Annotated in this window: 17 protein-coding genes; 9 read left to right on the plus strand and 8 right to left on the minus strand. The window is 71.3% G+C overall.

Annotation, left to right across the window (positions count from 1 at the left end; all coding sequences use genetic code 11):
* Positions 1-62: 62 nt before the first annotated feature.
* The gene (locus ETAA1_RS07220; protein WP_145235679.1) at positions 63-605 is read right to left on the minus strand and encodes an HD domain-containing protein; all 543 of its coding nucleotides are present in this window, start codon (positions 603-605) and stop codon (positions 63-65) included.
* 67 nt (positions 606-672) lie between these two features.
* Between ETAA1_RS07220 and ETAA1_RS07225 the strand changes: the two genes are divergently transcribed.
* Complete coding sequence (locus ETAA1_RS07225) at positions 673-1935, plus strand: hypothetical protein (protein ID WP_145235682.1); 1263 nt, start codon at positions 673-675, stop codon at positions 1933-1935.
* Here ETAA1_RS07225 and ETAA1_RS07230 read toward each other — a convergent pair.
* A complete protein-coding gene (locus tag ETAA1_RS07230) occupies positions 1932-2747 on the minus strand; it encodes an arginase family protein (RefSeq protein ID WP_202920725.1) in 816 nt (271 codons plus the stop codon). The two genes, ETAA1_RS07225 and ETAA1_RS07230, sit on opposite strands and share 4 nt — an antisense overlap.
* A gap of 100 nt (positions 2748-2847) precedes the next feature.
* On the opposite strand from ETAA1_RS07230, the gene ETAA1_RS31620 reads away from it, so the two are divergent.
* Entirely contained in the window at positions 2848-3177 is a 330-nt protein-coding gene (locus ETAA1_RS31620; RefSeq protein WP_202920726.1) for a PilZ domain-containing protein, read from the plus strand.
* Between the two features lie 69 nt (positions 3178-3246).
* Positions 3247-3930, plus strand: coding sequence for a pirin family protein (locus ETAA1_RS07240; RefSeq protein ID WP_145235689.1), 684 nt, complete (start codon positions 3247-3249; stop codon positions 3928-3930).
* 53 nt (positions 3931-3983) lie between these two features.
* Here ETAA1_RS07240 and ETAA1_RS07245 read toward each other — a convergent pair whose 3' ends face one another.
* Positions 3984-4343, minus strand: coding sequence for a PEP-CTERM sorting domain-containing protein (locus tag ETAA1_RS07245; protein WP_145235692.1), 360 nt, complete (start codon positions 4341-4343; stop codon positions 3984-3986).
* 315 nt (positions 4344-4658) lie between these two features.
* Here ETAA1_RS07245 and ETAA1_RS07250 point away from each other — a divergent pair, with 315 nt between their 5' ends.
* On the plus strand, positions 4659-6248 hold the full coding sequence (locus ETAA1_RS07250) for a BBP7 family outer membrane beta-barrel protein (RefSeq protein WP_145235695.1): 1590 nt from the start codon (positions 4659-4661) through the stop codon (positions 6246-6248).
* Between the two features lie 53 nt (positions 6249-6301).
* On the opposite strand, the gene ETAA1_RS07255 is transcribed toward ETAA1_RS07250, so the two are convergent.
* Positions 6302-6691, minus strand: coding sequence for a diacylglycerol kinase (locus ETAA1_RS07255; RefSeq protein WP_145235697.1), 390 nt, complete (start codon positions 6689-6691; stop codon positions 6302-6304).
* Positions 6692-6708: 17 nt separating this feature from the next.
* A complete protein-coding gene (locus tag ETAA1_RS07260; protein ID WP_145235700.1) occupies positions 6709-9477 on the minus strand; it encodes an LPS-assembly protein LptD in 2769 nt (922 codons plus the stop codon).
* Between the two features lie 192 nt (positions 9478-9669).
* Between ETAA1_RS07260 and ETAA1_RS07265 the strand changes: the two genes are divergently transcribed.
* Positions 9670-10434, plus strand: coding sequence for a hypothetical protein (locus ETAA1_RS07265; protein WP_145235703.1), 765 nt, complete (start codon positions 9670-9672; stop codon positions 10432-10434).
* Positions 10435-10587: 153 nt separating this feature from the next.
* Here the strand turns inward: ETAA1_RS07265 and ETAA1_RS07270 are convergent, their stop codons facing one another.
* Both ETAA1_RS07270 and ETAA1_RS07275 read right to left on the minus strand, forming a co-directional pair.
* On the minus strand, positions 10588-14706 hold the full coding sequence (locus ETAA1_RS07270; protein ID WP_202920727.1) for an LVIVD repeat-containing protein: 4119 nt from the start codon (positions 14704-14706) through the stop codon (positions 10588-10590).
* A gap of 67 nt (positions 14707-14773) precedes the next feature.
* On the minus strand, positions 14774-16072 hold the full coding sequence (locus tag ETAA1_RS07275; protein ID WP_145235706.1) for a serine/threonine-protein kinase: 1299 nt from the start codon (positions 16070-16072) through the stop codon (positions 14774-14776).
* A 592-nt stretch (positions 16073-16664) separates the two neighbouring features.
* On the opposite strand from ETAA1_RS07275, the gene ETAA1_RS07280 reads away from it, so the two are divergent.
* A complete protein-coding gene (locus tag ETAA1_RS07280; protein ID WP_145235709.1) occupies positions 16665-17930 on the plus strand; it encodes an Lpg1974 family pore-forming outer membrane protein in 1266 nt (421 codons plus the stop codon).
* Between the two features lie 61 nt (positions 17931-17991).
* Here ETAA1_RS07280 and ETAA1_RS07285 read toward each other — a convergent pair whose 3' ends face one another.
* Positions 17992-20094: an AMP-binding protein gene (locus tag ETAA1_RS07285; protein WP_145235711.1), complete on the minus strand. Its 2103-nt coding sequence runs from the start codon at positions 20092-20094 to the stop codon at positions 17992-17994.
* Positions 20095-20320: 226 nt separating this feature from the next.
* On the opposite strand from ETAA1_RS07285, the gene ETAA1_RS07290 reads away from it, so the two are divergent.
* The 3 genes from ETAA1_RS07290 to ETAA1_RS07300 all read left to right on the plus strand — a co-directional run bounded on the left by ETAA1_RS07290 (position 20321) and on the right by ETAA1_RS07300 (position 25415).
* Positions 20321-20677 (plus strand): hypothetical protein, encoded by a 357-nt coding sequence (locus ETAA1_RS07290; RefSeq protein ID WP_145235714.1) that lies wholly within the window; start codon positions 20321-20323, stop codon positions 20675-20677.
* A 284-nt stretch (positions 20678-20961) separates the two neighbouring features.
* Positions 20962-23166 carry an efflux RND transporter periplasmic adaptor subunit gene (locus ETAA1_RS07295; protein WP_145235716.1) on the plus strand — a complete coding sequence of 735 codons (2205 nt, stop codon included), beginning with the start codon at positions 20962-20964 and terminating at the stop codon, positions 23164-23166.
* A 209-nt stretch (positions 23167-23375) separates the two neighbouring features.
* Entirely contained in the window at positions 23376-25415 is a 2040-nt protein-coding gene (locus tag ETAA1_RS07300; protein ID WP_145235719.1) for an HlyD family efflux transporter periplasmic adaptor subunit, read from the plus strand.
* Positions 25416-25500 lie beyond the last annotated feature (85 nt).

The raw sequence follows: 25500 nt of genomic DNA on the forward strand, positions 1-25500 counted from the left end.
GCGATGGCATTATCCCCGGCCGGCGGGGCGGGGGGAAGGTGCCGGCCGCGGAATCGCGCGACTCATGCCGGGGAGGCGTCGAGCCCCGCTTCGACCTCGGCGAGCTTCTTCTCGCACAGCCCGAACGCGGCCTGGGCCTTCTCCGGCAGCCCGTCGGCCACCGCGTCGAGGTACGTCCGCGACTTGCTACACGTCCGCCGCTTGCCCGCGGCGCTGAGGTGCGCACAGTCGTTGAGGTTGTCGTAGACGTCGCCCATCTTGCACACCTTGACCTGCCACGGGGCCGCGGCCAGTGCCGCCACGTACTCGGCCTCGCGCTCCTCGTGCGGCAGCCTCATGTCCTTCGTCAGCGCCGCCACCCAGCCCGCCACCACCGGGCCGAACCGCTCCACGATGTCGTCGCAGTCGGTGGCGGTGTCCTCGATCGTGTCGTGGAGGAGTGCCGCCGCCAGCATCTCCGGCTCGTCGAAGCCGAACACGTGCCGGACCACCAGACAGACGCGGAACACGTGGCTGACGTAGGGCGTGTCGCGGTCCTTGCGGAGCTGGTGCTTGTGGGCGCGGGCGGCGAACGCGGCGGCCTCGAACACGATCGCATCCGGCATGGAGACTCCTGGCACTCGGGAGAGGGAACGGGGTATGTTCTACGACGGGCACCGCCCCGGAGGGATGATGCGAAACGCACTCGCGGCCGCCGTACTGATCGGCACAACACTCCCGGCGCCGGCCGGGTTCGAGGCCGGCGCGGCGACGGCCGACGTCACGCCGCCGGTCGGCTACCCGATGTGGGGCTACGCCAGCCGCAAGGACAAGCCGTCGGAGGGCGTCCGCGACCCGCTCAAGGCTCGGGCGCTGGTGCTGAAGTCTGGCGAGGGGAAGATCGCGCTGGTCAGCCTCGACATGGGTCGGGCGCCGACGCGCGAGTCGATGGCGCGAATCCGCGACGGCCTGAAGACGGACAGCTTCGCCGAGCTGTTCCTGGTCGCGTCGCACACGCACCACGGCCCCGTCCTCGAACTCGACACCTGGCCGAAGGACCGCCCCTACGTCCGCGAGTTGGAGGGCACGCTCGTCAAACTCGTCAAGGCGGCCGACGCCGCGCGGGTGCCGGCGCGGTACGCGTTGACTTCGGAGGAGGTGCCGCTCAACCGCAACCGCCAGAGCCGCCGCAAGGACGCACCCGTCGACCGCGAACTGCTGGTGCTCCACGTGGTAGACACGAGCGGGAAGCCGATCGCCACCGCGGTCAACTTTGCGGCCCACCCGACGACGCTGCCGGCGAGCCTGATGCGCTTCTCGGCTGACTTCCCCGGGGCGATGGCAAGGCACGTCGAAGCCGCGACCGGCGGCGCGCCGTGCCTGTTCCTCCAGGGTGCGGCCGGCGACCTGTCCCCAAACTTGTCGCCGGACGCGCCCGACGGCGACAAGTTCGGCCGGCTGATTGGTGACAGCGTCTTGTCGCTTCTCAAGGACGTTCGCTTCGAGAAGCCGGGCGAGCGGCTGGTCGCCCGGCGGGAAGAACTGCGGTTCAAGGCGGTGCTGGACGTGCGGAACCCGTTCGTCCGTGGCGCGCTGGGCAACGCCTTCTTCCCGGAACTGATCAGCTTCTTCGAGCGCGAGTACGCCGACGGCGTGCGGCCGTCGGTGTCGGCGGCGGTGCTGGACGGTCGGGTGGGGTTCGTGGGGTTGAGCGGCGAGTTCTTTTGCGAGCACGCCCTGAGTCTGAAGCGGCGGGCGCGGCTGCCGCACCTGTTCGTGCTGGGGTACTGCAACGACTACCACCAGTACTTCCCGACGGTCCAGGCCGTGAGCGAGGGCGGATACGGCACCGGCATCCCGGTGTCGGTCGCGGAGCTCGGCGCGGGCGAGCGCGTCGCCGACCGGGCACTCATCCAGCTATACCAGCTGCGCGGGCTGGTACCGGACGTGCCCTAGCCGCCGTGCCGCCGCAGCAGCAGGTACTCGACCAGCCAGCCGAGTAATTCCAGCCCCGCGTCGCGCACGTCGCGGCCGGGGTTGAACTCGCTCACCGACATCCCCACCACCTTCTCCGACCACACCGCTTCGATCACTGCCAGCAGCGCCGGCGGCGTCAGCCCGAACGGCAGCGGCTGGCCCACCGCCGGCAGGAACGCCGGGTCTACGGCGTCGCAGTCGAGGTCGATCCACACCCGTTTCGCCTTGTCGGCACGCTTCCGCACGTCGGCGAGCACGCGCTCGGGCTTCGTCGCCACGTCCACAGCGGAGTGCGCCGCGGCGAACGTCTCGGCGACTTCGGCGGGCGTCAGGAACAGGTCGCGGTGGCCGACGTTCACGAGCGCCGGCAGCGGGCCGTCGGCGTGCTTCAGGAAGTTCCCGTGCGACAACTCTGCGGTCGTGTCGTGGAAGCGGTACACGTCCAGGTGGGCGTCGAGCTGCACGACGAGCGTCTCCGGGCCGAGTTCCTCCAGGACCGGCAGCACGCTGAGGTGGTTGCCGCCCAGCCACAGGAGGAACTCGCCGGCGTCCAGCGCCTTCCGCGCCAGCTGCCGGCCGCGCTTCCGCCAGCCCTTCACCTGCTCGACCGTCTCGAACGCGGTCTCGCGCACGGTCACCTTTCCGGTCAGCGCCGCGGCCCGGCACGGGCGCGACTCGGCGGCGGTGTCGTCGAGGATCTCGCGGACGGCGTCGCCGAGGAGTTGCGCGCCGGCGCCGGTGCCGGCCGAGCCGAACAGGTCGAACGGGAACACGACGGCGACGGACTTCACGCGGCGGCCTCCGGGAAAGGCTTCGTATCCGTCGTGCCACGGCTGGACAGTCCGGCCGCGACCCGTCACGATAGTACCAGCGCACCCCCGAGGCCCACCGATGACCGCCGCCCCCCCGTCCGCCGAGCGCCGCATCGCCCCGCGCCGGCAGCCCGCCATGGGTACGCTGTTCCGCCTCGACTCTGAGGGCCCGCCCGAGATCGGCTTGATCTGGAACATCTCGCGGACCGGCGTCAGCATGTTGCGGAACGAGCCGCCCGCGGCCGGCGCTCACGTCACCGGCCTGCTCGAAACGCTGACCGACGCCCACTCCCTCCGCGTCGGCATGACCGTGATCCACGTCAAGAAACTGGACACCGGCGACTACTTCGTCGGCGCCCACTTCGACCAGGCGCTGACGGACGAGCAGCTGACGCCGTTCGTGGTGTAACGGCGCGGCCCGGCGGCGGTATCCTCGGGTGCCGTCCACCGTCTCGGGCGGCGTTCCCAGGACACAGCGATGACCGCTCTCCGCCGCGGCGCCGACCGGGGCGTCACCCGGGTCGGCTGGCTCGACGCCCGTCACTCGTTCTCGTTCGGCGACTACTTCGACCCCGCCCGCCACCACTACCGCGCCCTGCGCGTGCTCAACGAGGACCGCGTCGCCCCCGGCGGCGGGTTCGACACGCACGGCCACCGCGACATGGAAATCCTCACCACCGTGCTCGCGGGGCAGCTTCAGCACCGCGACAGCATGGGGAACGGCGAGGTGATCCGCCCCGGCGAGTGGCAGGGGATGACGGCCGGCACCGGTATTCTGCACAGCGAGTTCAACCCGTCTGCGGACGAGCCGACGCACCTGCTGCAGATCTGGCTGACGCCCGACCGCAAGGGACACACCCCGGCCTACCGGCAGAAGCCGTTCGCGGGCGCGGCCGGGGCGTGGCAACTGGTGGCATCGCCGGACGGGGCCGAGGGGTCGCTACCGATCCACGCCGACGCCCGACTCTATCAAGCGAGGCTGACGGGCGAGCAGGTGCGGCACGAGTTGGTCGCGGGCCGCGGCGCGTACGTCCACCTGGCGACGGGCACGGCAACGGTGAACGGCCAGGCGCTGGCCGCCGGCGACGCCGTGACGGTGGAGGGGGAGGCCGCCGTCGAGGTGACCGGAGACGGCACCGTGCTGCTATTCGACTTGGCGTAGCGAACGTCGACGCTCTGAGCCGGTCCCGGACGGGGCCGGCTCAGAGTGCTGAATCACTGCGCCGCCTTGCGGCGCCGCGCCGCCCAGCCGGCGGCTGCGGCCATGCCCGCCAGCCCGGCCACGAGCGTCGACGGCTCCGGCACCCCGTTCGGCGTGCACGGGTCCCAGCACTTGGGCTCGCAGTGGGGCGGGACCGTGGGCGGGACGATCGACGGCGGCGGGACTACCGGGGGGACGACCGGCGGCACCACCACGACAGGCGGCGGAACCACGGGCGGTGAGATCGTGGTCGGCGGGTTGGTCGGCCACCACGGCGGGAAGAACGCCTGGGCCGCGCTCGCGGTGAACGTGAACGACGTGGCCGTGACCGTTACGGTCGCGGCCACCTTTTTCCAGCCGGCGCGGGGGGCCATGGCCTCCTCCTTTGGGGCGGTCGCCCCGGTCTCGCGGATTACGCCCCTTCCTTCGGCCGCCCCGCCCGCGCCGCTTGAGCCGATCGCGCCCGTTGCGCCCCCCGCCACGCCCCCCCACCCTGCCGGGTCGGACAGGTCGTGCGGGTTGGGAGGGCGCCCGCGCCAGGAAGCCGCATTTGGGCCAGCCCCATGTGCGGGGGAAGCCACGTCCGGCGGTCGAAAAGAATCCTCGACAAGACGTGTCGCGGGCGGACGGCCCGCGCTGCGGTAGCGGGCTAGCCCCGGGGCCGCGGACGTGTCAGGAGGACCGCTCACATGCGCCGCGTTCTGCTCGGCGGGCTCGGGCTCGCGTTCGGAGTGTTCGGCCGCCCGGCGCTGGCCCAGGACAGCAACCCCGCCGCCTCACCCAACCCCGTGCAGCGGGCCGCCCGCCTCGGCCGGCCGAGCGTCGCCGGGGCGCCCGTCGGCGACCCGGGCATCACCCCGGCTTCGGCGGTGCTCATCCCCCGGCAGGCGCCTGCGCCCATCGGCGCGCCGGCCATCCCGGCGCCGATGCCCGGCCCGATGGGCGCCGCCCCGAAGACGAGCGGCCCGCCCAGCATCACCATGAGCCGCGACCAGCTGCCGACGGCGGGGCTCGGCGCGGCGGCGAACCCGGTCGTGATCGGGCAGGGCACGCCGTTCATTGTGGGGCAAGGGGCACCGGTCGTGGTGGGGCCGGAGGGCGTAGTGCCCGGCGACTGCGGCCCGATGGGCTGCCCGACGCCGGTGATGGACGCCCCGCTGACCGCCGGCGGCCCCGCGTTCCCGGCGCTCGGCCGGCTGTTCGGCCTCGGCTGCGACCGCACCTGGGTCAGCGGCGAGTACCTGATGTGGTGGACCAAGAGCACCCAGCTGCCGCCGCTGGCTGCCACCGGGATCGTCGACCCGTCCGGGAACGGCGGCATCCTCGCGCAGCAGAACCTCCTCGCCGGGTCGTTCGGCGAGACGCTCCACGGCGGTGCCCGCTTCGGCATCGGCCACTGGTTCACCGACGAGCAGCGGCGCGGCGTGGACGCCCGGTTCTTCTTCCTGTTCAAGAACGGCAGCACGTTCACCGCCAACTCGGTGCAGTACCCGACGCTGTTCCTGCCGTTCAACAACGTGAACACGCCGGTCGGCCCGACCGGCAACGTGGTCGCCGCCCCGGGCATCGCCGCCGGCGGCATCGCGGTCACGCTGGAGAACTCGCTGTGGGGCGCGGAGGTGAACTACCGCCGCTTCCTGTTCGGGAACGCGTGCGCCCGCGTCGACGGGCTGGCCGGCTTCCGGTACATGAACTTCACCGAGACGCTGACCATCAACGAGACTGCGGCGCTGCTGCCGACGGCACCGTTCACCGGCGCCCCGGGCACGATTACCGACCGGTTCCGCGCCGACAACAACTTCTACGGCGGCCAGTTCGGGATGACCGGCGAGGTGCGCCGCGGGCGGTGGTTTGTCGACGGCCGGGCGACGGTCGCGTTAGGCACCGTGCAGCAGACGGCGGAGATCAACGGCGGGCAGTCGCGGCTGCTGCCGAACGGCACGGTCGGGCAGTACGCCGGTGGCCTGTACGCGCAGCCGGGGGCGAACATCGGCACGTACACGCAGAACAAGTTCGCGGTGATGCCGGAGGCGGGGATCAACCTCGGCTACCACATCACCCCGGGCTGGCGGGTGTTCGTGGGCTACAACGTCCTGTACCTCAGCAGCGTGCTGCGGCCGGCGAACGTGATCGACACCAACATCGACGCCGCCCGCATCCCGAACTTCGCGGTGCCCGGCAACCCGGCCCCCCTGCCGTACCCGCGGCCGCAGCCGCAACTGACCACGACCGACTTCTTCGCCCAGGGCATCAACTTCGGCATGCAGTGGACGTGGTGACCGGAAGGGACCGCGGACGAAAGCCCGGGGACGGCCGTCCCCGGGCTTTTTCGTTACCCCGGCAGCAGGTGGAACAGGACCAGCAGCTTCCGCCCGAACACCAGCGTGCCGACCACCGCGGCCGTCGCCCCCGCGACCAACACCGCCCCCGCGGCGATGTCCAGGCAGCCCACGATGCGGTTCTTCGCGTCGGCGTCCAGGCCGTGGAACAGCGTCTCGATCGCGCTGTTGAGTAACTCCGCGGTCATGACGCCGCCGACGCACAGCAGCACGACGCACCACTCCCACACGTCGAGGCCGAGGACGGCGGCGGCGGTCAGCGCCAGCGCCGCGAAGAAGAAGTGGACGCTGAAGCTGGAGTGCCCGCGGACGCCGAGCTTCACCCCGCGCGCGGCCTCGCGGAACTTGTCGCGCCACGCCCGCCGGCGCCTGGTCGGCTCCATCCGCCCCTCCGCGCCGGTCACCGCTGGTTGAGCCCGCCGATGCCGCCGCCGAGCCGGCTCTGTGCCGAGTACGCCACCAGGTTCGGGACCAGCAGGAACTGCACGCCGAAGTTGTTCACCAGGGCGTTGTACGTCACCCCCAGCGTGAACGTCATGTCCGACCCGGTGCGGGTCACACTGAACGAGTTCGTCAGCGCCTGCTGCATGCCGAAGTCGTAGCTCACGCCCACGTTCGTGAAGTACCGCCGGCTGAGCTGGTACGTCACCGAGCCGGTCACGGCCTTGCTGTTCAGCGGGTCCGTCTGCCGGTAGCCGACGTAGAAGCTCGTGCGGTCCGGGCGGTCCAGGCTGGCGCCCACGTTCCAGTAGCGGGCGCCCAGGTCGAACGGGTCCACCCACCCGGCCGACATCAGCGCCACCCGGTCGCCGACGTTCCACAGCCCGTCGTACTCCAGGAACGCCCACGGGTGGTCGAAGTTGTCCCGCGCCGGGTTCGGGAAGAACGACGCCCCCAGGTTCAGGCTGAACACGTCCACCGTGTGCTCGAGGCCCGGGTAGCCGCGCTTCGTCTGGAAGCGGTTGCGGTTCTCCAGCCGCAGCACGTGCATGTCGTCGAGCGTGTCGGTGCGGTTGTCCACGACGCGGCGGATGGCGTACCGCTGGGCGTCGTACACCGGCGAGTACGCCAGGGCCAACCCCTCCGCGCCGGGGAGGTTCTGCGGGAAGTAGGTGCGGGCGTAGTTGTAGGTGTAGTCGGTGGTGTCGTCGTTGAGCCGGTCGAGTTGCGGCAGGTTCGTGTATGCCGTGCTGGACTGGGCGTAGTAGTAGTCGGCCCCCACGCTCGCCTTGTGGTACAGCCCGCGGACGTTCAGCAGTTCGCTGGTGGCGCTCTCGTACAGCCGCGAGAACGGCAGGTTCGCACGGAGGCCGCCGCCGCCGTACACCCGGCCGAGGTCGTCGCCGGTGAGGGCCTGCGTGTAGTACGCCAGGTCGAGGGTGCCGTAGGGGGCCAGCCGCACCGGGCCGAGGTCGAACGGGACGCTCACCTCCTGGTTCAGGTTGAACCGGCCCGTGTCCACGTAGCGGTCGGTCGGCAGCACGGCGAACGGGTTCTGCTGCGACGGCCGCAGCATCGCGTACCCGGCGTTGGCCCGGGCGTTGTAGTTGATGAGGTCCCAGAACGACTCGCCGGTAATGGCGCCGTCCACCCGCGGCAGCCACATCGTCTGCGTCATCCAGTTGCGGTCGATCTTCGGCTGCAGGAGCGCCGCGGCCCACATGTTCCGGTAGCGGTGCGTCAGGTACGCGAACGTGTCCTGGTTCGGCCCGAGGTCGAACTCCGCCTTGTAGAACTGTTCGAGGAAGTTCTGGTCGCTCAGGTACGACAGCTGCCCCTGGAAGTAGGTGTCGGCGCCGAACAGCTCCTGCTGGTGCCGCCACTGCCCGCGGCCGCGGAAGTCCGGGTGCGTCGGCTCCACGCCGCGACCGCCGCCGACCACGTCCACGCCGCCGTCGGACAGGCCGTAGAGCCGCAAGAACCCGCGGCCGGGCGAGTAGCCGCGGTCGGGGTCGGGCGGCAGCGTGTAGTCGTAGTTGGTGCCGGCGGCCGGGCCGCGGTCGCTGAGGTAGTCGAGGTCCATCCGCCACCGGTGACCGGCGGGCGGGCGCAGCGCCAGCAGCTTGTACACGTCCCAGGTGGTGTACACCTGCGTGCCGAAGATGCGGTCCTGGCCGAGGCCGATGGCCGTGAGCGGCCCGAGCGGGTCGTTCGCGTCCACCTTCAGGTACGGCAGGTAGAACACCGGCACGTCGGCCAGCCGGGTGACGGCATTCCGTATGGTCAGGATGCGCTCCGGCGCCTCGACCGGGTTGCCGTCGAAGTCGCGGTACGGGATGCCGAAGATGTTGGTCGGCTGCACGGTCCGCTCGCGGAGCGCGGCGCGGGTGCTGGTGAGCTGGAACCCGGGGTCCGACGGCAGCTTGCTGGAGTAGGCCGAGCCGTCGAGGATTTCCCAGTTCTCGCGGTCGAGCCGGCGGATTTCCTTGCCCGTCAGGTGGACGCCGTCGGGCGCCTGGCGGGTGGCCATCTCCAGGTCGGCGTTCACCGCCACGGCCCGGTTCCGGGCCACGTCGTAATAAATTTCCTCGGCCCGCAGTGTCTGCCCGACGGTGTCCTTGGCGGCGGCGGACACGGTGCGGATGACGACGTTGCCGGTGAGATAGATCTCGACCTCGCGCTTGGTCTCGGGGCTGGCCTCGAAGCCCTCGGCGACGTTGTTCACCTTCGTGCCGGTGACCCACACCACGGCCGAGTCGGTGGCGAACTCCATCGCCGGCTGCGGCTTGCCGCCCTTGTCTGTGCCGGGCGACACGGAGACGATTACGCCGCCCGTGAAGACGATGCGCTGGGTGCTGGCGTCGAGCTGTTCGCTGCTGATGTTGAACAGGCGGCCGTAGCGGCGGGCGAACTGGAAGCTGCGCCCGGGGGTGCCGGGGAGCGGAATGGTCATCCCCTCGGGGAGGTTCAGGTCCGGGACGCGTGTGCGCGGCGGCGTGCCGGGCGGCGGCTGCACGGCGGGCGGCAGCTGGTAGGCGGTGCGCGGCGGCACGGCCGGGGCAGGCGCCATGAGGCCGTCGGTCGGCAGCGGGAAGTCCTGGCCCGGCTGCGCGGCGACGGGCAACCCGCGGACCGCGCCGGGCTGGAACGCCGGGGCGGTGCCGGGCTGCGCCGCGGCGGGGGCGGCGAGGACCGCCCCGAAACAGAGTGCCAGCCAACGCCTGACCACGGCGCCTCCGAGGTCGCGCGGCCCCCCGGCCGCGGTCGCATCGATGTCGTCGGGAGTCGATCGAGCAGCGGCGTATAGGCCGGGGTGCGGGGCGATTCAAGCCGGGCTGACGGGGGAACTGTCGGCCGGCCCCTGGCACCGACCCGCCCCCGCCGGTTAAGATGTGACGACTGCGTGACCCGGGAGGGCGAGATGCGTTTGATCCGTTCGCGCGACTGGTTGGCGGCTGCGGTCGGCGTCGTCGCGTTGGGGTGCGGTCGCGAGGCGCCGTCGCCCGCCGTGGCGGTCGCGGAGCCGGCGGTGGCACCCGTCGCACCCGCGCCGGCTGCGGTTGCGGCGCAGGCGCCGCAACCGCCCGCGCCGCTACCTCAGCCGCCCGCGCCGCCGCCGGTGTTCCCGTTCCCGACCGACACCGCAGGGAAGGAGTTGCCGAAGGTGGTCGCCCCGCAGCCGCCCGCGCCGCTCCCGGTCGATCGCTTCGGAGCCGCCCCGAAGGAGCGCGCTCCTGCGGCCGCCGTCCGCCCGGATTCGCTCGGCAAGTTGGCTGCCGTGCCGCCGCCGGCGCTGCCGAAGCGGCCCGCCGGGTTCGCGCCGCACGCCCCTGCCGAGCGGGTGCCGCTCGACCTGGGCGTGGGCGCCGACGCCGTACCGGCGCGGCCGTCGTTCGCGGTGCCGCCGGTCGAGGTGGTGCGGGCGCCGGACGTGACCCAGCCGCCGCCGCTGGCGTCGCTGGCGAGGCAGGTGCCGGACCGGGCGAGTTTGGATGACCCGTCGGCGGAGCCGGCCGGGGCGGTGATCGTGAACCGCGTGGTGAACCCGGCGGTCGTGCGGGCCGAGTTCTGGCGGATGGTGCTACCGGACCCGTTCGAACTGGCGGCGCAGGTGCGGCCGGTGGTGCCGCCGGCCGCGGACCCGGGGCTGACGCCGGTGACGGTGAACCCGATGCGGCCGCGATAGGCGGCGGAAATCGGATTAACCACAGAGTCACAGAGAGCACAGAGGAAAGACAGAAGACCGAGACGAAACATGGTTTGAAATCATGTACTGTCTCAGTCTTGTGTCTTTCCTCTGTGCCCTCTGTGACTCTGTGGTTGATCCGGCTTTACTGCGTCAACGCACCCGGCGGCGCTCCTGGTACAGCCCCGGCGTCGTCGGCTCGTCGCTCACGAACCACGGCACGCCGTTCCGCAGGTACATCTTCCGCTGCTCGGCGCCGTTCAGCGGCCGAGCGCCCACCCGGCCGAACACGCCGATCTGGTTGCCGGCCTCGTCCACGGCGCGGTCGCGGTCCAGGCCGCGGGCGATGCTCAGAATCTTCCCCTCGTGCGGCTTGAACGTCGCCACCAGCCGCGGCGTTGGCTTGGGGCTGAAGCCCTCGTAGCCCGGCGTCTCCGGCGACGTGATCTGCACCACCCGCATCCCGTTCTTGCCGTCGGCGACGTAGCCGATGAGGCTCGTGTACGTCATCCCGAGCTTGATGTCGCGCACGTCGTTCATGCAGCCGCCGGCGTTGAACACCTGGTCCACCTTCGGCTCGGCCGCGTTCACGATGTCGAGGATCACCAGCCCGCGCGACCCGGCGGCGACGTAGGCGTACGTGCGGGCCAGGTAGATGCTGTGGGCGTCGGCCCCCATGCGGATCAGCGACTTCGGCTGCGGCGCCGCCGGGTCGGTGATGTCCAGCACCTTCACGCCCTCCTCGTCGCAGACGTAGCAGTAGCGCAGCTGCGTCGCCACCATCCGCGGCTTCTTCAGGAACGGCTCGCCGACCACGTTCACCACCCGCGGCTCGGTCGGCTTGTCGATGTCGATGACGACCAGCCCGGCGTCGCACGACACGAACAGGTGCGTGCCGTGGACGTGGGCGTGCCGCGCCCCGCACAGCAGGCCGTTCGGGTTGAACGTCACCGCCCGCTTCAGGAAGTTGTTCACCGGGTTGCCGTCGAGCGTCGCGGCCGCGCCGGTGACGATGAGCCCCTCGTACTTGTCGCAGATGTAGAGGTAGCCGAACAGCGGGTGGATCGGCTGCTCCTTGTTCGCCGGGCTCATCTTGCGGGTCGGGTCCACGGCCGGCGTACACGGCGCCGCCACGTAGGTGGCGTAGCGCGACGGCAAGTAGAATCGCTGCCCGGCCGGCGACACAGGGGCCGTCGTGATGCGCTCGGCGAAGCCCTTGTGGTCGATGAACGCGATGTCGAACACGCGGACGCCGGCGTCGCCGCACGCGGCGTAGAGGAACTCGCCGCGATTCTGCACCATCAGCACCTCGGACTTCTTGAACGGCCGCACCAACCCCGTGAGCACGTCGCGGCCCGGGTGCTCGTGCGAGAACTCCAGCAGGCCGCCGCGCTCGACGTGCTTGCGGTAGTGGTCGGGGAAGGCGTAGCGGTGCAGGTCGGTGCCGTACACCGCCTGCGGCTCGCTCGACTCGGCCACGTTCACGCCGAACAAGCCTTCCTCGCCGGCCGCCGCCCACGCGTACTTGCCGACGAAGTTGACGAAGCCGGTGCCGTGCATCATCAGCTGGGCCATCCAGGCGTTGTTGTCGTTCCGCTGCGACAGGTGGCAGTCGCTGCACTGCTTCGTCTCGCGGACGCCCTTGCCGCGCACCGTGTGCGGCACGTTCGTACTGAACGCCTGGCCACTGTACCCCTCGGCGCTCACCGTCTGCTGCTGGATGTAGATCGTCTCGCGGTTGCCGTTCTGCGACGAGACGTGAATCGCGCAGCTGGAGCGGCTCGGGTTGATCTTGTTGCCGGTCACGTCGCCGTCGCGGGCGAGCATGTACACGTCGTCGCGGAGGGTCTGGAAGTTGTACGCGGTGTAGTTCCGCCCCACGTCGCCGTCGGCGTGGAGGTTCGGCGCCTTGATGTTGGCCCGCTGGGGCAGGTGGCACCCGAAGCAGCTCGGGTTCCACGCCGAGTGGCAGGCGATGCAGCTCATGTTGCTGTTGCCGTGGGCGGCGCACTCGGCCCCGCCCTCCAGCGCGTCCATGTCGCCCCACTCAAGCTGGCCCGTCTTCGCGTTGAAGCGGACGGTCTTGGCCAGCGCCGCCTTCGCGTTGTAGCGCGCGTGCGTGGGGTCGATCACGTCGCGGGTCTGCACCACCTCCCACCGCAGACCCGGCTCGACGCACGAGTTCTGGAAGAACCGCTTCCCGCCGCCGGGCAGGTCTTGCACCTCGAACCGCGGCTTGCCGAACGGCGTCTTCATCGCCAGCAGGTTCCGCCCGCCTTCCTCCGACGACGTGTACGACGCGGGGCCGCTCGTTTTGAGGGTGGCGTGCTTGCCCACGGTGCCGTGGCAGTCGATGCACGCGATCTCGGTCGCGGCGCGGACCTCGGCGTGGAGGCGGTTGTTGCCGTGCATGTCCTGTGAGAAGTGGCAGTCCACGCAGTGCATCCCCTTCTCCATGTGGATGTCCATGAGGTGAACGGGCATGCCGCTGCGGCAGTCGTTGTGCGCCGCCTCCGCCTTCACCGCCGCCTTCGGCCCGGCCACGGGGTCGGCGAACTCCTTCTGCTTCTCCTCCTTGTGGAACTCCCGCGCCTTGTTCGGCCAGTCCACGCCCGCGGCCAGCAACTCGGGCGACGGCGGGCCGACGAACGCGCCCTTGTGGTCGAGCAGGTTGCCGTGCCGGTCGCGCTTGAAGACGGCGCGGTACGCCCAGCCGTGGCTGTGGAAGTCGCCGAAGAACTGCCGGCTCGTGTGCTTGTTCAGCTGCGACAGTTCCGCGGTGAACTCGGGGTCCGACAGGTTCCCGCGGGCCGCGGACTCGTTCGGGTTCCGCAGCATGGAGCGGACCAGCTCCTCGCCGGTCGGGTTCTTCTGCTTCGCCGGGTACATCAGGTGGGCGTCGCTCTCCTCGTCCCACCACATGTAGCCGATGTAGGTGTTCATCACCGTGGTGCCGGGGTGCGTGTGGCACACCATGCACTGGCTGACCGGGATGCTGTTGGTGAACTTGTGGTCGATCGGGTGCCCCGACTGGTTCTTCGGGATCATCGGGTCGGTGTTCGCCGTCATGCCGCGGTTGCCGTACTTGGCGAACGGCCCGGAGTGGACCGGCGAGCGGTCGTTGGCGTACACGACGTGGCACGCCGAGCAGCCGCTGCTGCGGTAGTCGCCGGGGTTGTCGTTGGTGCCGAGCATGTTCAGCGTCGGGTCGAACAGGCGCGTCTTGTTCGCGCTCACGAGCACGGGGTCGGTGCGGTTGCTGGTGCCGAGCCCGCGGAGGCTCAGGCGCGTGCGCGGGCGGCCGGGTTCTTCCATCCGCTCGGGGTTGCCGATTTCCGGCAGGAAGCGGCCGCCCGGCTCGAAGATGCGGAGGATGTTGCCGGGCTGGCTCATCTCGAACCGCGGCAGCGGGTACAGCGCCGCGATCACGCCGCGCTTCTGCTCTTCTTCCGACGGCGCGGGGTGGGTCTTGAGCATCAGCGGCGCCCCGGCCATGCCGTAGGCCTCGCCGAGCAGCGCGGGCTTCGAGGGGAGCGTGCCGTTGTTGTAAGCCGCGGCGCCCCACAGCATGCAGCCGGTGGCCATGATCTGCTTGCGGTTCGTCTGCACTTCCTTGGGGTGGCAGCCGGCGGTGCCGCAGCCGATGTGCGCGACGCGGAAGTCGCCGGGGTTCACGAACCGGATGAACTCGGGCGACTCGTGGTTGAGCAGCGTGTACGACCGCACCGGGTTCGCCCCGCCGGCCGGCCACAGGTGCGGGTTGCGCGGGGCGACGTGGGCCAGTTCCTTCACGGCGCAGCTGGCGTTGCCGCCGTGGCAGTCGGTGCAGCCGATGCGGAGCGTCGGCTTGCAGTGCGGGTCGCCGACCGTCTGGTGACAGCCGACGCAGCCGGCGGACTTGGCCGCCGCTTCCGCCGCCGTCTGCTCCATCAGCCGAACGTTGGCCCACTCCGGCGGCATCGGGAACGGGTCGGTCGGGTCGGTGGACCAGTTCGGGTTCTGCAGGTCGCGGGTGCCGTCGCCGTGCGGCAGGATGACGTTGCGCGGCACGACCGGCCGCGGCACGGCGGCCGCGGCGGGCGTCACGGGGTGGTCGGGGGTGATGCGGGCGGCACCGGGCGGAGCGTCGCCGCCGACGCGCGCGCTGCCGGGCGGCGCGTCGGCGGCGGCGACGTACAGCGAGAAGCCGAGCGGCCCGCCCACGAGCGCGGCGAACACGGCCAGCCCGGCGACGGCCGAGCGGATCGAAACTGGCTTGTCGCCCGCGTCCATGCGGCACCCCCAGACCCGCGGCAAGAGCCCACGGAACCCGGCGCCTATACCCGTAGTCGTGCGGGTGTCAAGGCGAACACCCGGCGCCGCGGCTCGGCGCTTCGGGCGCCATGTGCGTCAGCGCCAACCCGGCGGCGAGGGCGCTGCTGAGTACCGCGAGCGCCACCACCGCCCGCCACATCCGGCCGCGGGCGGCCGCCTCGTACTCCGCCCGCGCGGCGGCCCACGCCGTCTTCCGCGCCTCGCCGCTGCGTGCGACTGCGGCGGCCTGCTCGCGGTCGAACTCGCGCAACTTCTCCTCCCAGCCCGTCCGGTGGGCGATCAGGATGCTCGTCACGACGCCGGCGTCCGGCGGGCGCTCGTCGGCGTCCGCGGCCAGGCACGACTTCGCCAGCGCGACCAGTTCCGGGGCGGCGTCCGAGCGGTCGAGGCGGTCGAAGGCGTCGGACAGGTCGGCGAGGCGGGCGCGGCGCAGCACGTCGTCGGCGTCGCGGCCGGTGAACGGCGGGCGACCCGTAAGGACGGCGCACAGCACGCCGCCGAGCGCGAACACGTCGGCCCGCGCGTCCACCGCTCCGCCGCGTGCCTGTTCCGGGGCCATGTACGCGGGCGTTCCCTCGGCCACGAACATCGAGCGGTGCACGACGATGACCTGGTCCGGCCCGGTGGCGGCGTTCAGCACGGGGTCCAGGTCGTCGGGCTGGCGCGCCGTCGTGTCCAGGGCCAGCCCCCAGTCCATGACCTGCACCTCGCCGAACGGGCCGACCATCACGTTCGCCGGCTTCAGGTCGCGGTGGACGACGCCGCGGGCGTGCGCGAACCCGACCGCCTGGCACACTTGTTCCAGGATTTGCAGGGCGCCCGGCGAGTCGGGGGCGGTGATGTCCAGGTCGTCGGTGGAGCGCGACGCCGGCCGCTGCCAGCGCGCGGCCAGCACCGCGGCGAGGGTGCGGCCGCGGATCAATTTCATGGCCATGAACGGCCGCCCGTCGGCGAGCAGGCCGAGGCGGTACACGGGCGGCACCCCCGGGTGCGGCAGCCGGGCGGTCGTGCGAACTTCAGCGGCGAACCGGGCCGCGGCCAGCGCGTCGCCGCTGAACTCGGGCAGCAGCGTCTTGATCGCCACCTCGCGGCCGAGGGCCAACTCGCGGGCGGCGAACACGACGCCCATGCCGCCGCGGGCGATCTCGCCGAGCACCTCGAACCCGGGGACGACGAACCCGCCGAGGCCGGGGAACGGGCTCGGCGTGTCGTTGCCGGGCCGGCGGACGGTCCGTTCCGGGTCGGCGTCGCGGCGGGTGGCGTTGGGGTCAGACCGCGGGGGCGGCGGCGGCCGGCCCGTTCCGAACGGGTCGCTGAACGACATGGCGGCATCCCTGGCGCGAATGGCACCTCGATTGTGGGAGCTCCCGCGTCCGGGTTCCACGACTGGCCCGGATTTGGTCCGATTTCGCGCCGCCGCTGCGGCGGGGGCTGAATCAGTGCTGGCGCGAACCGGCGCGTCGAAAAAGTTGCGACGGGGCTTGAATAGTGAACGGGCGTTCCGTATTGTAGGGGATGAGGTGTCGGGTGGGGTTCAAGCCTGAGTTCGTCGCGGCCCGGACCGCGCAACAAGAGTGGCCGGTCAACCCCGCCTCGACCCGTGGGTCCCAACGCGAGCCGCGCGGTACGCCTCCTTCAGGAGGTGCCGGGGGGCGCCGGTCGTCCGGGCGACTGGCCGCAGGGTCGAACCTGCAAACCCCCTGGCTAACGGGTGCGGCCCGGAGGGCGCGTCTGTGCCGAAACCCGACACCCCGCCGCCGGCGGCCGTCGCACCGCGTTCCCGCGCGGCCGACGACCGCCGGTTGGCGTTCGCCGCGTCTCGCGGCTCACGTTTCCGAAGTGGGGTTGATTCGTTCCCGGCCGGCGGTATGGGCGGGGTTCAACTGTCGGAACTGTGCCTGGACGGGGGGCGGCCCATGCCGTGGGAGAACGGTCGGGTGCTGGTCGTCGCGGCGGGGCTGCTCTGGGCCGGCGCGCAAGCCCACGCCCAGGCGCCGCACGCGCCGGGGGCGTATCCGCCGGGCGCGGCGCGGGTCGGCGTCCCCGACGAACCGCTAATGCCGGCGGGCGCGAAGGCCGACCCGCCCAAGGAATTGCCGACCATCCCGGCAGCACCGATCAAGACGCTCCCCGCTGCTCCGCTCGTGCCACCGCCCGCGCCGCCGGCGCACGCGGAGCCGAACCTGTCGGGCGTCAAAGACCTGACGCCGCCCGGCTTCGAGCACCACGAACCCGCCCACGGCGCGACCGGGCACGGCGGCCACGACGGGCACCACGAGACGCCGGGGAACCTGCTGCCGTCGTACCCCGAGGAGGGCGGCTGGTACGCCAGCGCCGACTTCCTGCTACTGCGGCCGCGGCGCGGGGCGTTCGACTTCGCCATCCCCAGCACGGCCGGCGGGCTCGTCACCAACGGCCCCGTGCAGAGCCTGAACTACGAGCTGCGCACCGGCGTCCGCGCCGAGCTCGGCTACCGCCTCGGCCACTCGCACTGGGAAGTCCTGGCCGGGTACACCTACTTCCGCAGCAGCGCGTTCGACGCCGTCACCGCCGGCCCCGGCCAGGCGCTCCTGCCGACGCTCACGCGCCCCGGCCTCACCGACACGGTGTCGTTCGCCGCGGCCGACGCGAACCTCGTTTACAACGTTTACGACGCGCTGGTCGCCCGGCGGTTCGTGGTCGGCGAGCACGTGGCCCTGCGGATGCTCGGCGGCATGCGGTTCGCCAACATCCAGCAGAGCTTCAACGCCTACTACGACGGCATCGACGCCCGGCAGGCGCAGGTGCGGGCCGAGTCGCAGTTCCAGGGCTTCGGCCCGGTCGTCGGCGGCGAGGCGGTGTGGGCCGGGTGGAACGGCCTCCACCTGTACGGCCGGGCCAACGGCGGCCTGCTGACGGGGAACTCGGAGAACCCGCTGCTGGAGGCGAACGGCAACGGCGGCGCGGTCTTCGCCAACACCCGCTACGACATCCAGAAGGTGGTGCCGTTCGCCTCCGTCGGCGTCGGCGGCGGCTGGCAGTACCGCACGTTCACGTTCCGGGCGGGCTACGAGATCACGCACTGGTTCGGGCTGATCGACCAGCCGCGGTTCTCCGACGACGTGGGCCGCGGGCGGTTCGTGCCGACGCCCGCGAACCTGTCGCTGGAAGGGCTGTTCGTGCAGATGGCGGTGCAGTTCTAACGGCAGTTGCCGCTTGCGGCTTCGCGTCGGGCGCATCGAATCGCTCGACGCGAAGCCGCTACTACACTTTCGCTAACTCCCGCGCCAGCTCGCCGACGCGCTTGAGGTCGAGCTTGCCGCTCCCGAGCGTCGGCAGCGCCTCGACGGTGTAGCAGTCGCGGGCGTCCGGCACCCACAGGTTCGGCAGCCCGCGGGCCCGGAGCTGCCCCAGCAGCGCCCCGATGCCGCCGGCCGCTTCGGGGACCACCAGCACCACCAGCCGCTCGCCGCGCTTCTCGTCCGGCACCGCGGTCACGGTCAACACGCGGTCGGTACCGCCGTACAGGTCGTGAAGCTCGTCCTCGAGTCGCTCTAGCGGCACCATCTCGCCGCCGATTTTGGCGAAGCGGCTGACGCGCCCCGTGATCTGGATGAACCCGTCGGCGCGAACCAGGCCCACGTCGCCGGTGTTGTACCAGCCGTCGCGCACGGCCTCCTTCGTCTTCTCCGGCTGGTGGAGGTACCCGGCCATCACGTTCGGCCCCTTCGCGCACAGCACGCCCTCCGTGCCGGGCGGCAGCGGCTCGCGCTCCTCCTGCGTGAACGCCCGCACCGCGACGCCAACGACCGGCCGGCCCACCGTCCCCCGCGTGTTGCACTCCTGGGTCTCGCCGCCGACTGTGACGGCCGGCAGGTTGGTGGACACCACCGGCGACAGCTCGGTGCAACCGTAGCCCTCCATCGGCAGGACGCCGAGCCGGGCGTGGAACTCGTCCTGGAGCTTCACCGGCAGCTTCTCGGCGCCGCAGATGAGGAGGCGAATGGAACGGAAGTCGTCCGGTTCACAGCGGCGAAGGTACAGGCGCAGGAACGTCGCCGTGCTGAGCAGGATCGACACGGCGTGCTTCTTCACGATCGCGCCCACGTCCTTCGCGGCCCGCGGGTCGGGCGAGTAAACCACCGCGGCCCCCGCCACCAGCGGGGCCCACAGGCACACCGTGTAGCCGAAGCTGTGGAAGAAGGGGAGCACCCCCATCAGCGTGTCGGTCGGCTCGATGCGGATGGTGCGGACCGCGGCGTCCACGTTCGACGCGATGTTGCGGTGCGTCAGGACCACGCCCTTCGGCTCACCCGTACTGCCGCTGCTGAACACGATGGTGAGCACGTCGTCCGTCTTGTGCCGGTGCAGGCCCAGGACGAACCGCTCGATGACCCACGCCGGTAGGAGCAGCGCCATGAGGAACGTGCGCGTCTGCTGCCCCTTCGTGACCGCGGCCAGCACGTCCTCCAGGTAAATGCGTTGGATGTCGTCGGGTAGCTCCAGCGGGAACCGCATCAGGAAGCGCTTCGAGGTGACGACGACCTTCAGCCCCGCCTGCCGGGCCGCGGACGCGACCGCGCCGGCGCCGGCGGTGTAGTTCAGGTTCACCGACGCCCGGCCGAGGAAGGCGATGGCCAGATTCGCCAGCGCCCCGCCGAGCGAGGTCGGGAGCCAGACGCCGACGTTCGGCGCGTCGCCGACGCGGCCCCGGAGATAGCTCGTGACGCAGATGGCGCCGACGAACAGCTTGCCGCCCGTGAGCGTCTTCTCGCCCGCGGCGTAGTCGATCACCGCCGGCCGGAACAGCCCGCGGAATGACACCATCGTGCGGACGAAGCCCTGGTGCACCAGCGGCGTGAAGTCGCTGAGCTTCAGAGCCAGGTCGGCGCGGAGAACTTCCACGGCCAGCCGCAGATCTGCGGCGGGCGTCGCCTTCGGAAGGGGTTCACCGAACATCACCCCGGCGGCGTCCGTGTGCTGTCCCGGCGACTGGCTCCAGCGGCCGCCCCACAACCCGCCCAAGCACGCCGGAACCACGTCCACGCTTTTTGTCGTCGCGGCGAGGACGGCGTCGAGTTCACCCCCGAAGGCGCGGAGGTGGCCGCTGCCGCTGACGGCGCCCTCGGGGAACATCAGGACGCACCCGCCGCCGTCGAGCGCCGCCGCGACTTCGGCCACGTCGTAGCCGCGGTCGGGAAGGATGCGCACGCTTCGGGGGCAGGCCGCACGTAATAGCAGGCGGTCGAGCGGGCCGATGCGGTTGGCGACGAGCAGGACGCCGCCGCGGCGCGGCACCCGGTCGCGGCCGTAGGCGCGGAACCGGACGAGCAACCGCACGACCAGCCCGGCGAGGAACGACAGCATGATGGGTGGGCTGGGAGGTTGTGGGAGAGGGCCGAGCGCCCGCCCGTAGCCGCGGGCGGGGGTGGAACTCGGATGTCCGCTTGCGAGCGCCGTACCCGGCCGTTATACGCGCCCCGGTCCGCACGATCACGCTCGAAGGTTGGGGGAAGGGCGCCCGCGGGCGGGTGGGGGAACGGCGGGGAACCGCCGCCCCGCCCGCGGGGCCGGATCACGCCGGGGGACGTTCATGCCGACGCCGTGTGACCCGATGCTCCGCCACGTCCTCCGCGACGAGGCGCTGACCCGGGGGCTCGGGGACATCGAGGCCAAGATGCTCGTCGAGTGGTTGACCGACTGGACGGAGTTGCTCGCCGAGGCCTCGCGGACCGAGGACGACGCGTGGTCGTGCGTCCGCCGGCTGTGCCGGCGCGGCCGGGCGATCAGCCGGTTCGTGCAGCTGTGGAACGAGCCGCAGGGCCGCGGCGGGGCGACGCAGCTGGCCGCCGCCGAGCGGTTCGCGTGGCCGCTGCCGCCGAGCGACCTGGAAGCGCCCGACCTGATGCACCACATCCTGACGTGGGAGAATCAGCACCCGGACCGGTGAGCCAGGCTCCTGGCGAACGGCCGGCGTCAGCCGGCTGTTGGGGTGGCAGGCACCTGTACCAACAACCAGCCGGCCGTTCGCCGGAGAATCTGCCGCCCGCCGTGAATCGTCGGGAGAGGGCAGCCCCTCTGAGCGGGGGTGGTGACGTTCGCCCAGGCGGCACAGCTTCCCGTCGGGCGTGCCGAACGTCCCCGGCGGCCGCCGGGTTCGCTTGCTCCGGGGGGGGCCGGCGTTATGCTAGTAGTGGATTTGCCGATTCTACCGCCGCCACGCGAGGTCTCCCCGTGACGCCGACCCAGTCCTCCGCCAGCGGCAGCAGCAGCTCCGGTGGTCAGAATGACCCCAAGAACCGGTACGGGCGTCAGATCGAAGAGGCCTTCGAGGCCGCCTCGCGCCTCGCCGGCTCCGCCCTCTCCCCGGCCGACTTCTACCAGCAGTTCCTCAACCGCACCCTCGCCGCCATCGACGCCCCCGCCGGCGCCGTGTGGCTGCGCACGCCGCAAGGGTTCCTTCAGATCGCCTGCCAGGTGAATCTGGAGTCGGTCGGGCTGGAGAACCGCCGCGGCGGCCGCCAGTGTCACAACGAGGTGCTGCGTCAGGTCTTCCAGGCCGCCCCGCCGCGGCCGCTGATGCTGGAGCCGAACGGCCGCCTCGCCCCCAACCAGGCCGCCCCCGCCGCGGCCGCCGGCGACCCGAGCATCCCCGCGGCGAACCTCACCGACTACTTCGCGCTGTTCGCCCCGATCGTCACCCCGGACAAGGCCGCCCTCGGCGTACTGGAGGTCTTTCAAGACCCCGCCCTCGACCCGAAGCTGTACCCGACGTTCCTGAACTACACGTTCCAGATGGCCGGCTACGCCAGCCAGTACCACCAGTTCTCGAACGCCCGCAGCGCCACCGGCATCGAGCGCACCTTCACCCAGGTCGAAGGCTTCGCCCGGCTCGTCCACGGCACGCTGAACCCGACGGAGGTGGCGTACCACGTCGCCAACGAGGGGCGGAAGCTGATCGAGTGCGACCGGCTGTGCGTCGGCGTCCGCCACGCCCGCACGAAGGTGACGGTCGAGGCCGTCAGCGGCGCCGACGTGGTGGAGAAGGCCAGCACCCACGTCCGCCGGCTGCGGAAGCTGATGGAGTCGGTGGTGGCGTGGGGCGAGACGCTGACGTTCAAGGGGGTCAAGGACGCCGGCCTGCCGCCGGACGTGTCGTACTCGCTGGACGAGTACCTCAACGAGAGCCAGCCGAAGCTGCTGGTGGTGCTGCCGATCCGCGACGAGCGGGAGAAGGACCAGTCGAAGCCGGCCCGGTCGGTGCTCGTGCTGGAGAGCTTCAACCCGCCCGAGGACGCGGCCCCGATGACGCAGCGGCTGGAACTGGTGGCCAAGCACGCCGCCCCGGCCCTGTACAACGCCGCCGAGCTGAAGCGGGTGCCGCTGAAGTTTCTGTGGTGGCCCATCGCCAAGGTGCAGGAGGGGCTCGGGGGCAAGGCGCGGTTCTACACCGTCGCCGGCGTCGCCGCGGCGATGGTCCTGATCGCGTGCATGATCGTGGTGCCGTACCCGCTGCGGATGGAGGCCAAGGGGCACATGCAGCCGGTGGAGATCGCCAAAGTGTACGCCCCGCGGGAGGGGCAGATCCGCCGCGTGCTGGTCCGCCCCGGCGACAAGATCCTCCCCGGCGACGCCGTCGCCGAGCTGCACGACGCCCAGCTCGAGGGCGAGTACCGCAGCCTGCTGTCGAAGGTGAACGAGGCGCAGGCCAAGCGCGACACCGCGGCCCGGATGCTCGGCAACCCCCGGCTGTCGCTGGAGGAGCGGCTGCGCGTCAGCGCGGAGGAGAGTCTGGCCCAGCTGTCGGTGGACAGCTCGCGGAAGAACATGGGCTCGCTCGACAGCGCGTTCAACGCCACGCAGGCCCGGCCGGGCTGGTTCGTCGCCAAGACCGACGACTTCGACCGCCGGCTCAAGCGGCCCGTCGGCGCGAGCAAGTGGACGGTCCTGAACGACGACCGCCGGGAGAACCTGGTCGGCCGCACGATCCGCCCGAGCGAGGAGATTCTTCGCGTCGGCAACCTTGAAGGGGCCTGGCAGGTCGAGCTGAAGATCCCGCAGCGGAACATCGGCCAGGTGATGCGGGCGTTCGCCGACCCGAAGATTCAGAAGGACGCGGGCGGCCGGCCGTACCTGGACGTGGACGTGCTGCTGGCGAGCATGCCGGACGACCGGTTCCGCGGCCGCCTGTACCAGGACGACGTGGCGGCCGAGGCGGTGCCGGTGAAGGACGAGCACGACGAGAACGAGCCGGTGGTGACGGCCTACGTGAAGCTGAACCTGGACGACATGCCGGCCGAGTTCCGCATCCCCGAGCAACAGTTCGTGACCGGCCTGGAGGTGCGCACCCGCGTCCGCTGCGGCGACCACGCCCTCGGCTACAGCATGTTCCACGGCGTCTGGGAGTGGTTCTACGAGAAGGTGATCTTCTGGTTCTGAGTCGGGTGGGTTGTTGGTTGTGAGTTGTAATTTGGGTCTGCTTCGTGATCGCTTCACGTTCACCGTGAAGCTGACGATTGCGGACCAGCCCACCAAATTACAACCAACAGCAGCCCACCAGCAAATCCGCCCCACGCCCCCCGGCCGAGCGGCCGGTGCCGGGGGCACCCAGGACACGACCCTGTACCCCGTTCCCCGAGGGAACCGCCATGCGTGCCCGCTTCCTCCTCCTCGCCAGCCTCCTCGCCGTCGGCTGCGGTCGCGCCAGCCCCGACGCGGGCAAGCAGCCCGGAACCCCGGCGCAGCCGGCCGACAACCCGAACGCCGACGTCGGCCCCCCGCTCTACGCGTCTAAGGCGGACGTGAAGGTGCCGCTGGAGCCGTTCACCGGCCGCGAGCCGCTGATCGTCCCGAACTGCACCGTGCAGTACGAGGAGCGGCAGACGGTGTCGGCCGAGGTGGACGGCACCATCGAGCTGCTGGCCGTCCGCGACGACGGTATCCCCGCCGGCGACGTGAACCTCGTCTACCACCCGCGCGACCTGGCCGGGCTCAAGCAGGTCACGGTGAAGGGGAAGGACGGCAGGAACGAGGTGATCTACGACCCGGCGGAACTGGCCAAGCTGCCGAAGTACCGCCGGCTCAAGGAGGGCGACACGGTCAAGGCCGGGCAACTCATTACCATGCTCGACGACCAGCTCTTCCAGGCTAGGAAGAAGGCCGCGATCGCGTCCGAGAAGGCCGCCGGCGAGGTCATCAAGTCGGCGAGCAAGGGCGTGGAACTGACGATGGAGAAGTTGGACCTGACCAAGAAGGCAGAGGGCGGCACGTCGCGGGGGGACATTCTCCAGGACCAGATCACGCTGACGCGCTTCCAGGAGAACCTGGCCCAGGCGGCGCAGTCCATCGCCAAGGCCGTCTCCGAGTTGGAGGAGGCGCAGGTGATGATCCTGAAGCACCGCATCTACAGCAAGATCAACGGGAACGTGCGGGCCAAGAGCAAGCACCCCGGCGAGTTCGTGAAGGCCGGCGAGAAAATCTTGGAGATCCAGGGCACCGACCAGGTGCGGCTCGAAGGGTTCCTCGACGTGCAGTACGCCGGCCTCGTCCGCCGCGGCATGCAGGTGACCGTCGAGCCGGCCATCCCCAGCGCCCCGACCAAGACGCTGCCGCTGCACAAGGCCGCCGTCACCGGGCTGGCCGTGTCGGCCGATCCGGCCAGGCCGATCGTCGTGTCCGTCAGCGCCGACGGCACCGGCCGGGCGTGGGACGCCACCACGCCGAACGGGGCCGCGGTCAGCCTCACGCACCCGGTCGCCGTCCGCAGCGTGGCGTGCAGCCCGGCCGGCGTCCCGGCCGTGGCCGTCACCGGCGCCGACGACGGCAAGCTCCGCGTCTTCGACGTGTCCAAGGCCGACGGCATCCCGAGCGACGGCAAGGAGCTGGACAAGGCCCACGCCGCCGCCGTGGGCGCCATCGCGTTCAGCCCGGACGGCAAGTTCCTGGCGACCGCCGCCGGCCGCGACGTGTGGGTGTGGGACGCGACCGCGTGGAAGCACCTGTACTCGCTGTCGGCGAACGAGCACCGCGACGCGGTGACGAGCCTCCAGTTCACGCCGCAGGGGACGCTCGTCACGGCGTCGCGCGACCGCAGCCTGAAGGTGTGGAAGCTCGGCACCGAGAAGGCCGCGGTGACCCGCACCATCGACCACCGCACCGGCGCCGTGGACGTGCTCGGCGTGTCGTCGGACGGCAGCCGGGTGGTGTTCGACCACGACAAGAACCGCCTCGACCTGCTCTGCCTGGCCGACCGGCAGACGGCCGGCACGGTGCAGAACGTCGGGCCGACGGCGACGTTCGCGGCGCTGGCCGTGTTCAACCGCGACGACTCGCTGCTGCTGACGGCCGGCGGCGAGGGCGAGCTGAAGGGCGGCATCCAGGTGTGGACGGTGCCGCCGGCCGGCGGCCGCGCCGCCGAGGCCGCCCGCCTGTTCACCCCCGGCCGCGTCGCCGTGACGGCCGCCGAGTTCAGCCCGACGGCGCAGCACAAGTTCCTCGCGGTCGGCACCGAGCGCGGCACCGTCCACCTGTGGACGGCGCCGGCGACGCGGAAGGCGTACACCGGCACGGTGGAGTACGTGGACGCCTCGGACAACCGGCAGGTGACGGTCCGCGTGATCATGGACAACCGCGAGCTGGGCCTGCTCGACCGCTCCGGCGCCACCGTTGTCATCAACCCGGGCCAGTAACCAGGGGACACGGAGACAGGGGTCAGGTGACACAGCGGTGTCACACGGCGTCCTGTCTCCTGTTTCCCGTCCCCTGCCTCCCGAG

The organism is Urbifossiella limnaea (assembly GCF_007747215.1).
In the GTDB taxonomy this organism is placed as follows: Bacteria; Planctomycetota; Planctomycetia; order Gemmatales; family Gemmataceae; genus Urbifossiella; species Urbifossiella limnaea.

Bases quoted from the DNA above. Each gene is read 5' to 3' on its own strand.
- ETAA1_RS07220 (WP_145235679.1), bottom strand. From the start codon at position 605: ATGCCGGATGCGATCGTGTTCGAGGCCGCCGCGTTCGCCGCCCGCGCC.
- ETAA1_RS07225 (WP_145235682.1), top strand. From the start codon at position 673: ATGCGAAACGCACTCGCGGCCGCCGTACTGATCGGCACAACACTCCCG.
- ETAA1_RS31620 (WP_202920726.1), top strand. From the start codon at position 2,848: ATGACCGCCGCCCCCCCGTCCGCCGAGCGCCGCATCGCCCCGCGCCGG.
- ETAA1_RS07240 (WP_145235689.1), top strand. From the start codon at position 3,247: ATGACCGCTCTCCGCCGCGGCGCCGACCGGGGCGTCACCCGGGTCGGC.
- ETAA1_RS07245 (WP_145235692.1), bottom strand. From the start codon at position 4,343: ATGGCCCCCCGCGCCGGCTGGAAAAAGGTGGCCGCGACCGTAACGGTC.
- ETAA1_RS07250 (WP_145235695.1), top strand. From the start codon at position 4,659: ATGCGCCGCGTTCTGCTCGGCGGGCTCGGGCTCGCGTTCGGAGTGTTC.
- ETAA1_RS07255 (WP_145235697.1), bottom strand. From the start codon at position 6,691: ATGGAGCCGACCAGGCGCCGGCGGGCGTGGCGCGACAAGTTCCGCGAG.
- ETAA1_RS07265 (WP_145235703.1), top strand. From the start codon at position 9,670: ATGCGTTTGATCCGTTCGCGCGACTGGTTGGCGGCTGCGGTCGGCGTC.
- ETAA1_RS07270 (WP_202920727.1), bottom strand. From the start codon at position 14,706: ATGGACGCGGGCGACAAGCCAGTTTCGATCCGCTCGGCCGTCGCCGGG.
- ETAA1_RS07275 (WP_145235706.1), bottom strand. From the start codon at position 16,072: ATGTCGTTCAGCGACCCGTTCGGAACGGGCCGGCCGCCGCCGCCCCCG.
- ETAA1_RS07280 (WP_145235709.1), top strand. From the start codon at position 16,665: ATGCCGTGGGAGAACGGTCGGGTGCTGGTCGTCGCGGCGGGGCTGCTC.
- ETAA1_RS07285 (WP_145235711.1), bottom strand. From the start codon at position 20,094: ATGCTGTCGTTCCTCGCCGGGCTGGTCGTGCGGTTGCTCGTCCGGTTC.
- ETAA1_RS07290 (WP_145235714.1), top strand. From the start codon at position 20,321: ATGCCGACGCCGTGTGACCCGATGCTCCGCCACGTCCTCCGCGACGAG.
- ETAA1_RS07300 (WP_145235719.1), top strand. From the start codon at position 23,376: ATGCGTGCCCGCTTCCTCCTCCTCGCCAGCCTCCTCGCCGTCGGCTGC.